The following is a 13,452-nucleotide window of genomic DNA, read 5'->3' as shown; positions in this document are numbered from 1 at the left end:
GGACGGCCTTACCGGGTCGAGCGTGCCCCCCGGCGGCGTCGCTAGTCAGTCGCTAGCCGGTCCCTTCCCGTTCCGGCGCCAGGCCGCAAGGTCCTCGAACAGGCGATAGAAGAGCGGCACGAAGATCAGCGCCAGCGTGCTGGCCGCGAGCATGCCCCCGACCACGACGGTGCCGATCTCCTGGCGACTGGCCGCACCGGCCCCGGTCGCGAAGACCAGCGGCAGGGTCCCGATGATGAAGGTCAACGCCGTCATCAGGATCGCCCGGAAGCGCTGCCGCGCCGCCGTTGTCGCGGCCTCGACCGACGACATCCCGGCGCGCCGGTTCTGGGCCGCGAACTCGACGATCAGGATCGCGTTCTTCGCGGCCAGGCCGATCAGGACCAGCAGACCCACCTGAAAATAGATGTCATTCGGGAAACCCCGGCCGAACGACGCGATGGCTGCGCCGAGCACGCCGAACGGCACGGCGGAGGCGACCGCCAACGGCAGCGTCAGGCGTTCGTACTGGGCGGCCAGGATCAGGAACACCATCAGCATGCCGAGCGCGAAGGCCATGGCGCCCGCCCCAGCGCCGACCTCGAGTTGGTAGGCCTCGCCGATCCACCCGAGCAGGCTGTCGCCGGGCTGTTCCAGCGCGGCGGCGACCTCCTCGAGCGCCGCCTTGGCCTGTCCGGTCGTGTAGCCGGGGGCCGGGTCCGCGAGGATCTTCGCTGCCGGGAAAAGATTGAAGCGATTGATGATATCGGCCCCGCTCGTGCGCTCCAGGGTCACCAGCGAGCTCAGCGGGATCATGTCGCCGGTGACCGAGCGTACGAAGACGCGCCGCAGGTCATCGGGCTGGCTGCGAAACTCGCCCTCGGATTGCAGGTTCACCTGCCATAGCCGCCCGGCGTACGTGAAGTCGTTGACGTACAGGGACCCGAAGGTGCTGCGCATCGCGTCGAAGACCTCGGTGATGGGGACCCCGGCGGCCATCGCCTTGTCACGGTCGACCTCGGCATGGTAGCGCGGGATGCCGGTCGTCAGCGTCGTCTGCACATTGGTCAGCTCGGGGCGGGCATTGCCCTTGGTGATCAGTTCCCGGGCCAGCGCCTCGATCCGTTCTGGGGTCGTGTCGCCGCGCACCTGCAGGTAGCCTTCGACGCCGCCGGTCAGGGACAGCCCCATGATCGGTGGCGGTGTGAAGGCGAACACGTTGGCCTCCTGGATGCCCATCCCGACCCCCATGATCCGCCCGGCCAGCGCGGCCGCGGCTTGATCGGGGGCGGTGCGCTCGTCCCAATCGGTCAGGTTGGCGAAGCCGACGGCGGCATTGGTGCGCAGTGTCCCGGCCAAGATGTCGAAGCCGGCGAAGGACGTGAAGTCCTGTATCTCGTCGAATCCCGTCAATTGGGCCGACAAGGTATCGCGGACCTGCTCGGTGCGGCCCAACGCCGACGCCGCTGGCAGTTGCGCGACGACCAGGGCCACGCCTTGGTCCTCCTGCGGGACCAGGCCGGTCGGCATCCGCTCGAGCAGGACCAGCGCCGTGGCGCCGAAGCCGGCGAACAACGCGAGACCCAGTACCCGGCGGCGCAGTATCCAGGCCACCGCTGCGACGAAGGCCTCGGTCAGCGCGTCGAAGGCGCGGTTGAAAAGCCGAAACGGCGCGCTCGGCTCGTGCGATTGCTTGTCGAGCAGCAGCGCGCACATCGCCGGCGTCAGGGTCAGGGCCACGATGCCGGAGACCACGACCGAGACGGCGATGGTCACCGCAAACTGCCGATACAGTTCGCCACTCAAACCGCCGAGGAAGGCCACCGGGGCGAACACGGCGACCAGCACCAGCGTCGAGGCGACGACGGCGCCGGCGACTTGGCCCATCGTCTCGATCGAGGCCTCGCGCGCCTTGAGCTTCTTCTCCGTCATCAGGCGCTCGACGTTCTCCATGACGATGATCGCGTTGTCGACGACGATCCCGATCGCGAGGACCAGGCCGAACAGCGTCAGAAGATTGACCGAGAAGCCCAGCGCCTGCATGCCGGCGAAGGTTCCGATCAGGGAGACCGGGATCGCCGCGACCGGGATCAGGGTCGCGCGCAAGTGCTGCAGGAACAGGAAGGTGACGGCGATGACCAGGACGACGGCGATCAGCAGCGTGATCACGACCTCGCGGATCGAGATCTCGACGAACTCTGTCGTGTCGTAGGGGATGTGATACGTGAGTCCGTCCGGGAAGCGCTCGGCGATCTCGGTCAGCGCCGTGTGCACGGCCCGCGCCGTATCCAGGGCGTTGGCGCCGGGCTGCAGGTAGATCCCCATCGGCACCGTGGGTCGGCCATTGTGGGTCGCGGAGAAGGCGTAGTTCTGGGCACCGAGCTCGGCGCGGGCGACATCACCGAGACGGAGGGTGCGGCCGTCGGGTTCGGCGCGCAGGATGATGCGTTCGAATTCGTCCGGGTCGGCGAGCTGGCCGCGGGTCGTGACCGCGAAGGTGAAGGCTTGATCAGGAGGGGCCGGTTCCGCGCCGATGCGGCCGGCCGCGAACTGGGCGTTCTGTTGGCGGATCGCGGTGGCGACATCGGACGGTGTCAGGTCGAACTCGGCGAGCTTGTCCGGCCGCAGCCAGATGCGCATCGAGTAATCCTGGGCGCCGAACAGCGATGCATCGCCGACACCCGGCAGCCGGACCAGTTCATCGAGGATGTTGAGCAGCGCGTAGTTGCTGATGAAGACCGGGTCGTAGCGGCCGTCCGGCGAGCTCAGCACCGCGACCATCAGGATATTCGTCGAGCGCGCCTGGACCCGTACCCCCTGGTCGCGCACCGCCTGAGGCAGGCGTGGCAGCGCGGCCTGCACCCGGTTGTTGACGTTGATCGCCGCCTGATCCGGGTCCGTACCCATCTCGAAGGTCACGGTGATCTGGATCGAGCCGGCATCGGTGCTCGACGACTCCATGTAGAGCATGTCGTCGACGCCATTGATCTCCTGTTCGAGCGGTGCCGCGACGGCCTCCGACAGGACCTGGGCGCTGGCGCCCGGATAGCTCGCCTGGACGACGATCTGCGGTGGGACCACATCGGGATACTGTTCGACCGGCAAGACCCGCAGCGCGGCCAGACCGGCGACGATGATGACGATCGAGACGACCGACGAGAAGATGGGGCGATCGATGAAGAAACGCAGCATTACGGATCCTGCCCCTGATCTTCGGCGACGGCCACCGGCATCCCGTCGCTCAGACCTACATGGCCGTTGGTGATCAGCCGATCGCCGTCGGCCAGACCCTCGAGGACCAGCCGCCGGCCGTCGACGATCGGACCGAGCTTGACCGCACGGCTGCGCGCGAGGCCCTCGTCATCGACGACGAAGACCCGTGCCCCGTCGCGATCCTGACCCACCGCGGTCTGGTCTACCGGGAAGACGCCGGACAGTTCCTGTACCAGGATGCGCACCCGCACGAACTGGCCGGGGACCACCTGCCGGTCGGGGTTCGTAAACACCGCACGCGCCGATACGGTGCCGGTGCGCGGATCGATGCTGCTATCGGTGAAATCGACCTCGCCCCGATGCTCGTAGACGCGACCATCGGGCAACAGGAGTTCGACCTCGTGCGGGTGAACGCGGCGGTGTCCCGACATGGCCTCGCGCGCCGCACGTTGGATCGCGGCATCCCGCTCGGGCAGCGCGAAACGCACGTGAATCGGGTCGTGCTGGATCAGCGAGGTCAGCAGCGTGCCGCGCTCGATCAGGCTCCCCTCCGGTAGGCTCTCGAGGGCCGTGGTGCCCGCGATCGGGGCCGCGACGGTCGTATAGCGCAGGTTTCGCTCGGCATCGGCGACCGCGGCTGTGGCGAGGTCGAGCCGCGCCCGGGCCAGTTCGAGCTCCGACAGGGCCTGATCCCGATCGCGCGTGCTGACGGCATCGCGCTGGTGCAGATCGGCGATCCGCCGCCATTCGCGCTCGGCCTGGTTCAGGCCGGCCTGGGCATTGGACCGCTCGGCCTCGGCCATGCGCAGCGCGATCTGGTAGGGTTCCGCGTCGATGCGAAACAAGGGCGCGCCCTGCTCGACGGCTTGACCCTCCGTATAGAGGCGCTCCTCGAGGATCCCGGAGACACGGGCGCGTACCTCGACCTCGCGCGAACCGCGGACGCGGCCGGCATAGTCGCCGAACACTGGTACAGTCGCGCTCGCCACCGAGGTCACGGTCACCGACGGGGGAGGGCGACCGCCTTGGTTGGCCGGGTCCGAATCGCCGTCGCCGGGACCACAGGCGGTCAGTGTCAGGCCGGCGCCAAGGAGCAGGATCGGGCCGATCCGCGATCGCGCCGGACCAGACAGGGAGAGGATGGACATCGACGAGGGTCTCCGCCGAGAGGCATGGTCGAAAGATACAATCATGTATGTATACTAATCTCGGTCCCTATTCTGTCAAGTGCCCAACGATGAGACGAACGAAACAAGAGGCGGAACAGACCCGCCATCGATTGCTCGACGCCGCCGAGCGGGTCTTCCTGGAACGTGGCGTCTCGCAGGCGACCCTCGAGGCCATCGCACGCGAGGCGGGCCTGACCCGTGGTGCCCTCTATTGGCACTTCCGTGACAAGGCCGAGCTCTATTCGGCGATGCTCGAACGGGTGCGCTTGCCGCTGGAGCGTCTGCGCGAGGACTTCCGCGCGGCACCGGACAGCGATCCGGTCCGGGTCATCGAGCAGCTGTGCCTGGCCGCGCTCGAGCGCGTGACGCAGGATCCGCAACTGCGGCGGGTCTACACGATCGTGTTGCACCGCTGCGAGCGGGACCTCGGTCATCCCGATTGGCGCGACGCCGAGCTCGAGGGCCGGCGACAAGGGGTACAAGTCTTTCTCGATTGTTTCCAAGCGGCCGCGCGCGCGGGCCGGATTCGGCCGGGCGTCACGCCGGAACTGGCCGTCGCGGCGTTGGAGTCGTATTTCACGGGTCTGGTTTATGTGTGGCTGCTCGAGCCGCAGCGGCTCGCCCTCGCGACCGAGGCCCCGGACCTGATCCGCGTGTTTCTGCGTGGTTTTCTGATCGACGACCCGGAGAGACCGGCCGCCCCCTGATCAGGATCTCGTCCTTGGTCGGCTCAGCGGTCGGGCTTGGCCGCCGTTCGGATCGCGTTTGACTCGGGCGCGGTGGTGAGGATCCGTCCCTGATCGAGCCAGATCACGCGCTGGCAGAGGCGGGCGATGGGGCGGATATCGTGGCCGATCAGGATCAGGGCCAGGCCCGTCTCGGCGTGGAGTTGGGCGAGGAGATCGAGGATCGCCAGTTGGGCCGGCAAGTCCAGGTTCGCGAGGATTTCGTCGCAGACGAGCAGGCGCGGTGCGCGCGCCAAGGCCCGCGAGATGGCGACGCGTTGGGCCTGACCGCCGCTGATCTCGTGGGGGCGTCGCGGCAGCAGGTCGGGAGGCAGCCCGACCTGGGCGAGCAGGGCCGCGGTGGCCACCCGCCGGTCCGGCCGCGACAGTCGCGGGCGACGCAGCGCGAGCGCCTCCTCGATCTGTTGCTCGACCGAGAGCCGCGGGTTCAGATAAAGCGCCGGATCCTGCCAGACCATCTGCACCGCCTCGCGCAGCCGGGCCCGGTCAGGTCGGCGCCGCGGGTCGAGCTCGTGGCCGGCGAAGCACAGGCGTCCCTGGCTCGGCGGTTCGAGGCCGATCAGGATCCGCGCCAGCGTGCTCTTGCCTGCCCCGCTCGGCCCCATGATCCCGAGCCGCTCGCCGGGACCAAGGCGCAGGTCGATGCCATCGAGCACGCGCCGGCGGCCCGCGCCGGCCGGGTTCGGGTAGTCGTGGGCGATGCCGATCAGTTCAATCAACGGGCTGGTCATCGGCCGCACGCAGTGCCGCGAGGCTGGCGACGAGCTGCTGGGTCGCGACCGCGCGCGGGCGGGCGAACAGCTCGGCAGTCGGCGCGATCTCGACCAGCCGTCCGGCGTCGAGCACGCCGATGCGTCGTGACAGGTGCGCGAGCGCCTCCAGGTCGTGGCTGATCATCAGCAGGGCCGCGTCGGTGTCCGCGACCAGTTCGCGCAAGAGTTCCAGGATCGCGTCGCGACGGGCTGGATCGAGGCCGGTGGTCGGCTCGTCGGCGATCACGACGCTCGGGCGCAGACCCATCGCGATCGCGATCAGCACGCGTTGGCGCATGCCACCACTGAGCTGAAAGGGGTAGGCGCGGGTGGTTGCTGCCGTGAGGCCTACCCGTTCCAGCAGCCGGGCGGCCTCGCGTGTGGCTGGGCGGCGCGCGAGGCCGTGCGCGCTGACCAGCGTCTCGGCGATCTGTAGCCCGATGCGCAGACGCGGGTTCAGGGCCAGACCTGGCGACTGGAAGAGCACGAAGACCCCGCGGCCACGGATCTCGCGCCATTCCTGGACCAGGCCCGGCTCAAGGAGCCGACCCGCGACGCGGATGTACCCCGCGCGCCACCGCAATGGCGGTGGCAGCAGGCCACCGAGGGTCAACGCGGTCAGGGTCTTGCCGGCGCCGCTCGAGCCGCACAGCCCGAGGATCTCGCCGGACTCGACCCTGAGATCGAGGCCGGCCAGCAGGCACCGTTCGCCGCCGCGGGTCGCGACCACGACCTCGATCCCGGTCGCCTCGAGCCGCGGTTGAGACAGGGACTGCTCGCGACTCACACGGGTTCGGTCCGGCGCATGGCTAGTTGGTCACGCAGGCCTTCGGCGAAGAGGTGGCATGCGGCGATGGCGACCGTCAGCGCGAGCCCGGGGGCGAGCATCAGCCAGGGCGCCTGGCCCATGTGCACCCTGGCCTCCTCGAGCATCCGGCCCCATTCCGGGGTTGGCGGCTGGGCCCCCAGACCGAGGTAGCTGAGGCCGGCGACGGCCGCGAGCAGCCCGCCGGTGCGCACCGCCAGCGCGATGCTGAGCGACGGCCACAGCTGGGGCAGCAGGTAGCGCGTCAGGAGCCGCGGCCAGCCGAGCCCGAGCGCGCGGGCCGCGACGACGTATTCGCGGGTCGCGGCCTCGCGCGCCAACCCGCGGCTCAGCCGTGCCCACCAGGGCCAGGCCGCCAGCGCCAGGGCGAACGTCAGACTGGTCGGCGACGGCGGCAGGAACCCGGCGAGGACAAGGGCCAGCACCAGACCGGGGAAGGCCAGCGCGACATCGACGAGGCGCATCAAGAGCCAGTCGCCACGACCGCCGAGGAGCCCGGCACCGACGCCGATGATCAGGCCGGCCGCGAAGGCCAGCAGCGAGGCTCCGACCCCGGCGCTCAGCGTCATGGCGGCGCCGGCCAGGATCCGGCTGGCGACACAGCGGCCGAGCTGATCGGTGCCAAAGGGATGGGCCAAGCTCGGTGCCTGCAAGCGTTGGGTCAGATCGATCTGATTCGGGTCGTGCGGTGCGATGGCGCCACCGAAGACGACGAGCGTCACGAGCAGGGCGAGCAGGACGCCACCCGCGAGGGTCAGCGCGTTGATGCGGCGCTCAGCGGTCATCGTGGGTTCCTGAAGGCGCGGCTGCCAATCTCGGATCGAGCAGACCCTGGAGCAGGTCGACGAGCAGGTTCGCGCCGACATAGGCGAGCGTCAGGACCAGGACCGCGCCCTGGATCACCGGCAGGTCGCGGCCGATGACGGCCTCGACCAGCAGGCGGCCGAGCCCCGGCCACGCGAACACCGTCTCGATCAGGACGGCACCCCCGAGCAGTCGGCCGACCGTCGTGCCCCAGATGGTCAGGATCCCGGTCAGCGCGTTGCGCAGCACGTGGCGCCACAGGATCAGGGATTCGGACAGACCCTTGGCGCGGGCGAAGCGCACGTAATCCTGGCCCTGTACCTCCAGCAGTTCGGCGCGCAGGATGCGTCCCTGGACCAATGCCGCCCCGAGACCCAGCGCGATCGTCGGCAGGATCAGTGACGCGAATCCGTCGCGCCCGAACACCGGAAGCCAGCCAAGCGTCAGCGCGAAGACATAGATCAGCATCAGGCCGAGCAGGAAGCCCGGCACCGATTGGGTCAGGATCGCGAGCCAGCGCAAGCCCTGATCGAACAGCCCCGCGGGACGGGCGGCCGCGAGCAGACCGGTCAGACTGCTGAGTACCAGGATCAGAACCAGCGTCGCGGCCGCCAGTTCGAGCGTCGCGCCGAATCGCTCCGCGATCAGCGTCGCAACCGGTTCGCCGCTCGCGAACGAGGCGCCGAGATCGCCACGCATGGCACGCGCGAGCCAGTCCAGGTACTGCTCCGGCCAGGGCCGATCGAGACCGAGCCGCTCGCGCAGCTCCGCGACCTTGTCGGGGGTGGCCGTCTCGCTCTGGGCGCCGAGGATCACATCGGCAGGGTCGCCAGGGGCCAGGTACAGGAGCCCGAAGGTCAAGAGCGAGATCGCGAACAGCGTCAGGCCCAGACGCGCGCCGAGCGCGAGCAACCGCCGCCAGCGGGGGGTCAGGCCCAAGCGTCGCTCCACCAGATCAGCGTGATGCCGATGCGGCCGTCGGCGCGGACCTGGGACCCGTCGCGGTAGTCGGCCAGAATCGATTCCAGCGCGCGGTCCACGGCGGCCGCCTCGGCCCCGAAGATCGCGAAGTAGCCGCGGTAGAAGCCGCGCAAATCCTCGTAGGGGACCGACAGCCGTTGATCGAGCGGCCAGCGCAGCAGATTCGGCCGCCGGCCGCTGGCGATCAAATAATTGAGCAAGAATGGCTCGTGGTGGACCCCGGTGTAGGGATCCTGGCCGAGCAGCCGTTGCCACAGCTCGCGGATCCACGGCAGGCCCGGCCGGCCATCGGCGAGCAGGATCGCGCGCGAGCGGCCGATGCGCTCGAGGCGGGCGACCCCGTCCGGGCTCAGCGCCGGCGGGAAGAAGGCCGCCAGCGCCAGATCGAGCGGGGGATCCGGCTCGAAGCCGGTCCAGCACTGGTGCCGCCTCTGGATCGGCCGGCATCCGTCCGCGGCGGCGTCATCGGCCAGGCGAGCGAGCATCGTGGCGCTCGAGTCGATCGCCGACACCTCCAAGCCGAGGCAGGCCATGGGTCGGGCGAGCCAGCCCGAGCCGCAGCCGAGGTCGGCGACCCGGTCGCCCGGATGGAGCAGGCCGCCGCGCATCATGGCCTCGACCAGGTGCATGCCCTGCGCCCGGTCGAAGCCGCTCAGCTCGCGCAGGCGTGGCCCGAAGCGGTCGTAGAAGGCCTGCCAGCGCTCCGGGTGCCGCTGTTGACTGCGCAGCAGCAGCGCGTCCTGCTGCTGGGCTGCCCAGGCCTGCGCCCAGGCATCCGGGTCGGTCAGGTCCGTGATCGGCAACGCGCCACTCATCGTCCAGCCGCGGGTCGCGCGCGGTCGAGCCAGGGTCGGAAGATCACGTCCATCTCCAGGTCGGCGACCGTCTCGCGGTGGGCGTAGAGGGCGACCTCGTGGTAGAGCGGTATCATCGGCCACTCGGTCGCGACCCATTCGCAGAGGCGGCGATACTGGTCGCGTCGCCGTGCCGGGTCGGTCTCGTGGCGGGCGGTCGCGATCAGCTCTTCGATGTCCGGATCCCGGCAACCTCCCGAGAAGGGCGCCGTTCCGGCGACGAAATTCGCATAGTGATGATCCGGGTCGCCGGTCAGGAAGCCGGTCGGCCCGATCAACAGGTCGTAGTCACCAGCCAACCGGGTTCGGCGGTGAGCCCCCGGCTCCTGGATCCGGATCTCGGTCGGCAGACCGGCCTCCCGCAAGTGCTGTTGGATGACTTGGGCGAACTCCAGATACGGCAGCCGCCCGGCGAAGCCATTATGCAGCAGAAGGATCAGCGGGTCGGCCGGTCGCGTCTCACCGGGCGGCGCCATCGGCGGCGGGGGCGCGATGCAGCCGAATGCGACATCCGGATCGAGCCGCGTATGAGGGTCGCGCGCGAGCACGCCGGCCCCCGGTGCGAAGACCCCGACCAGGGCGGCTCGGTCGAGCCGACTGGCGAACCATTCGCGCCAGGCGCGTTCGGCGAAGGGGCCGCGCCGACAATTGAATTGAACCTGGTGCGTGTTGGCCAACTCGCGGTGCTTGACCGTGACCCCTTTGACACGCGCGAGGTCTGGCGCCTGCTGTGGCAGGATGCCACCGAAATCGACGATCGCGTCGATCTGCCCGGCGCGTAGCGCGAGCAAACGCGAATCGGCATCGAGGATGGTCCGGAACAGGACGCGGTCGTAGGCCGGCCGGCCGCCCCAATAGTCGTCGAACGCCAGCACCTCGAGGCTGTCGCCGCGTCGGATGCGGCCGAGACGAAAGGGGCCGGTACCGATCAGGCCCTCCATCCGGCCATCCGCGGTCAGGGTCTCCGGTGCGACGATCGGGCTGCCATAGTAGCTGACCGCCTTCGGAAAGAACGGGACCGGTGCCGTCAGCCGATACACCAGGTCGCGTTCGCCGACCGCGGTGATGGATTCGACGTCGTCGAACAGCCCATTGGGGTCGAAACGCGGGTGGGCGCGCAGCCGGTTCAGCGTCTCGGCCGCGCGTTCGGCGGTTAGCGGCGAGCCGTCGTGAAAGCGCACGCCGGTCCGCAACCGAAAGACCCAGGTGCGGCCGTCATCGGGCGTGTGCCACGCCTCGGCGAGCCAGGGTTGCGCCGTCAGACGGTCATCGAGCCGCGTCAGCCCTTCCCAGGTGTTCGTCGAGCCGTGGACGTAGACCTGGCCTTCGGGCCCGTTGAAGAAGTCGCGCCCGATGCCGATCGTCAGCGTCGTCGCCCCGATCGGCTCGGGTGCGGCCAGTGCACCGGCGCCGAGGAACCAGCACAGCGCGATGACGAGTGGCGGCAGGGCCGGCAGGCCGATTCGATGCACAGGGGTCTTCAGTGCGGCCGATCAGAACGCGTAATGCAGCGCGACCTGACCCTCCAGATAACGGCCTGGTGCCACATAGTGGAGCTCCAGTTGGTAGTCCTGGTCGAGCAGATTGATCGCCGACAGCGACGTGGTCAAGGTCAGATCCTTGGCCACTTTCCAGTCGCGCCAGACCTTGAGGTCGAGGGTCTCGTAGGCGTCCATCAGGAAGTAGGGCAGGTCGGTGTTCTCGTCGTCGTAGTAGCGCGAATCGGAGAAGCGCAGTCGCAGGTCGGCATTGACCAGTGTCGGGTTCAGGTACTGGAAGCCGATGCTGCCATGGTAGTCGGGTGCATTGCGCAACTGATTGCCATCGAGCGTGCCCGTGTCCTCGATCCGCGAACGGTTCAGCGTCAGGGAGGCGCGGAACGACAGATGCTCGGTGATCGGCTGGGTGCCGAGGATCTCGAGGCCGTAGATCTCGGCGCCGCCGAGGTTCTGGGTGCGGATGATCGAGCCGCCCGGCAGATCGGGGTTCTCGTCATAGCGATAGGAGACCATGTCCGTGATCTTGCCGTAGTAGGCGGTCAGGCCCAACTGGGCGCCCGTCGTCGGGAACTGCATATCGGCCCCGAGATCCACCATCCAGGTCTTCTCCGGATCGAGATTCGGGTTCGCCTCGCGCCAGGTCATACCGGTGCTGAGGTTCTGGAAGAACCAGATGGTGGCGCCCGGCCAGAAAGCCGTGCCGGCCGAGCCGCGCAGCGCGAGCTGATCGTTGACCTGAAAGCGTGCCCCACCGCGATAGGTGGTGTAGTGTTTGCTGACATCGGGCGGGGTGCGATTCGTCGAGCCGGAATCGAAGATGTCATAGTACTTCCACGAGTCGTGGCGCAGGCCGGCGACCAACGACAGCCGGTCATCGAGCAGGAAGGTCTGATTCTGAAGATAAAAGGCCAGGTTGTCGGTCTTCCACGAGGATTTCGACAACAGTTGTCCGGTCGCCGCGGAGCGATTCGACCGATTGTCATCGAGGTGGCTGAAGAAGACGCCGCCGGTCAGGATGTTGTTGTCACCGAGGAACAGGTCGGTCTGCAGTTCCAGTGGGATGAAGGTCCGCGGCCCCCAAAGGCCACTCAGGGTCGGGGTCGAATTGAGGACCAGGTTGCGCGCTCCATCGAGCGTCAAACCGCCGGTGTTGGTCGAGGGCCGGTTGAAATACTGGTAGCCACCACGAAACCGCACGATGGCGGTGTCGGCGACCGGCACCTCGGCGGTCAGGCTCGTGATCAGTTGGTCGCCGTCATCGGTGATGGTTCGGTTCGGTTGTCCGGCGTCCTGATCGGCGTTCATATAGTTGGCCGCGAGCCGCACGCTGGCACCTTGCGCGTTTCGCCACCCGAGACTCGTGGAGACATGGTGTTTTTCATAGGCCGCATCGGTCAGCGTCGCCGATGGCAGGTACTGGCGCTGACCGAGATCCCACAGCTCGATCCCGGCGCTGACGGGGTTGAAGGGGTAGCCGTTGGAGATATCGCCGGAATAGGACAGGTAGTAATCCATGTCCCCGCTGCCGCCGCCGACGCTGGCTTGGGGTCGCCAGGTATCGAAGCTGCCATAAGCGATTGCCCCGGTCGCCCCCATGCCGGGCGCGCCGCGACGAGTGATGACGTTGACGACGCCGCCGGATGCGTTCGGGCCATACAGGGCCGAGGATGGGCCGAGCACGACATCGATCCGCTCGACATCGTTCGGGTGGATGGTCGTGGAGACGATGGGCTCGAGCAAGGGTAAGCCATCGACGACGTAGATGGTGCGGCCGACGAAGTAGCCGGTACCGCGCAACTGGATCCAGGGCGGGCCGAGCGGATAGACCTGACCGACGCTGACCCCGGGCAGATCGCGAATCAGCTCCCCGATATTCGTCAGATAGGGCTGCGGTTGGCGTTGAATCTCGGTGGCGTCCACAGAGTGGACGGTGAAGGGCACCGAGGCCGGATCGACGCCGGTCTTGGTCGCCGTGACCACCATCTCGGGCAGCGCGGCGGTGGTAAGCGGTGAACCGGCGACGGCCGGTCCTTGGGCAAAGGCCATCGAGAAACAGCAGCCGCCGAGGTACAGGCCCCCGGCGACGACGAGTTGGCGAGCAGACGACACCTTGGAATTCTCCCCCTAGTCGGATTCGCGGCGGGCACGATTATAGGTTTGGTAACACCTCGAGGGAAGCTGACAACAGGGAGGCATGCTAAGCCGGCCGCGGTTTCTTGTGATCGGCCGGACAAGGATCCCGTTTGGGCGCCAAGTGGATGCCCGAGTAGGCGTCCACGTCAGCGCCAGAGAGAACGGGGAATCAATCGATGGATAATCGGCAGGCGCGACCGCGGTCGGGGCGTTCGGCGAGCTCCTGTTCCAGCGCGACGAGTGCTTCCGCCATCGCCGGCAGTCTGGCGAGGTGCTCGCGTGCTAGCGCGACCTCGCGGCGCGCCGCCTCGGTGCAGCCGGCGTCCAGGTGCAGCCGGGCCAAATTGTATCGTGCGGCCACGTGCCCGGGGTCCAGCGCCACGACATCGCGGAACGCGGATGCGGCGCCGGTGGTGTCACCGTTTCGGTAGCGCGCGTTGCCAAGGCCGAAGTGCGTGACGGTCGCGTCCGGCCAGCGTTGCATGCCGGCCTCCCA

11 protein-coding genes are annotated in these 13,452 nt (G+C 68.4%); 1 reads left to right on the top strand and 10 read right to left on the bottom strand.

Annotation, left to right across the window (positions count from 1 at the left end):
• Window positions 1-45: 45 nt before the first annotated feature.
• Together ABC977_RS15550 and ABC977_RS15545 are read right to left on the bottom strand one after the other, a co-directional pair.
• Window positions 46-3,171: an efflux RND transporter permease subunit gene (locus tag ABC977_RS15550; RefSeq protein WP_369668194.1), complete on the bottom strand. Its 3,126-nt coding sequence runs from the start codon at window positions 3,169-3,171 to the stop codon at window positions 46-48.
• Window positions 3,171-4,340, bottom strand: a complete 1,170-nt coding sequence (locus ABC977_RS15545) for an efflux RND transporter periplasmic adaptor subunit (protein WP_369668193.1) — start codon at window positions 4,338-4,340, stop codon at window positions 3,171-3,173. The genes ABC977_RS15550 and ABC977_RS15545 overlap by 1 nt, the downstream gene beginning before the upstream one ends.
• Before the next feature lie 89 nt (window positions 4,341-4,429).
• Here ABC977_RS15545 and ABC977_RS15540 point away from each other — a divergent pair, with 89 nt between their 5' ends.
• The gene (locus tag ABC977_RS15540; protein WP_369668192.1) at window positions 4,430-5,068 is read left to right on the top strand and encodes a TetR family transcriptional regulator; all 639 of its coding nucleotides are present in this window, start codon (window positions 4,430-4,432) and stop codon (window positions 5,066-5,068) included.
• Window positions 5,069-5,091: 23 nt separating this feature from the next.
• Here ABC977_RS15540 and ABC977_RS15535 read toward each other — a convergent pair whose 3' ends face one another.
• The 8 genes from ABC977_RS15535 to ABC977_RS15500 all read right to left on the bottom strand — a co-directional run.
• Window positions 5,092-5,838: an ABC transporter ATP-binding protein gene (locus tag ABC977_RS15535; RefSeq protein ID WP_369668191.1), complete on the bottom strand. Its 747-nt coding sequence runs from the start codon at window positions 5,836-5,838 to the stop codon at window positions 5,092-5,094.
• Entirely contained in the window at window positions 5,819-6,646 is an 828-nt protein-coding gene (locus ABC977_RS15530) for an ATP-binding cassette domain-containing protein (RefSeq protein WP_369668190.1), read from the bottom strand. Before ABC977_RS15530 ends, ABC977_RS15535 begins: the two co-directional genes overlap by 20 nt.
• Complete coding sequence (locus ABC977_RS15525; protein ID WP_369668189.1) at window positions 6,643-7,470, bottom strand: ABC transporter permease; 828 nt, start codon at window positions 7,468-7,470, stop codon at window positions 6,643-6,645. Before ABC977_RS15525 ends, ABC977_RS15530 begins: the two co-directional genes overlap by 4 nt.
• Entirely contained in the window at window positions 7,460-8,428 is a 969-nt protein-coding gene (locus ABC977_RS15520; RefSeq protein WP_369668188.1) for an ABC transporter permease, read from the bottom strand. The genes ABC977_RS15525 and ABC977_RS15520 overlap by 11 nt, the downstream gene beginning before the upstream one ends.
• Window positions 8,419-9,285, bottom strand: a complete 867-nt coding sequence (locus ABC977_RS15515) for a class I SAM-dependent methyltransferase (RefSeq protein ID WP_369668187.1) — start codon at window positions 9,283-9,285, stop codon at window positions 8,419-8,421. Before ABC977_RS15515 ends, ABC977_RS15520 begins: the two co-directional genes overlap by 10 nt.
• The gene (locus ABC977_RS15510; protein WP_369668186.1) at window positions 9,282-10,796 is read right to left on the bottom strand and encodes an ABC transporter substrate-binding protein; all 1,515 of its coding nucleotides are present in this window, start codon (window positions 10,794-10,796) and stop codon (window positions 9,282-9,284) included. Before ABC977_RS15510 ends, ABC977_RS15515 begins: the two co-directional genes overlap by 4 nt.
• A gap of 21 nt (window positions 10,797-10,817) precedes the next feature.
• Window positions 10,818-12,932 (bottom strand): TonB-dependent receptor, encoded by a 2,115-nt coding sequence (locus tag ABC977_RS15505; RefSeq protein WP_369668185.1) that lies wholly within the window; start codon window positions 12,930-12,932, stop codon window positions 10,818-10,820.
• 193 nt (window positions 12,933-13,125) lie between these two features.
• On the bottom strand, window positions 13,126-13,452 hold a 327-nt coding region (locus ABC977_RS15500; protein ID WP_369668184.1), incomplete at its 5' end, for a tetratricopeptide repeat protein.

The sequence above is a fragment of the Thioalkalicoccus limnaeus genome (assembly GCF_041197575.1).
In the GTDB taxonomy this organism is placed as follows: domain Bacteria; phylum Pseudomonadota; class Gammaproteobacteria; order Chromatiales; family Chromatiaceae; genus Thioalkalicoccus; species Thioalkalicoccus limnaeus.
Note: the sequence above shows the minus strand (reverse complement) of the source record. Positions and strands in the feature narration are given on the sequence as shown.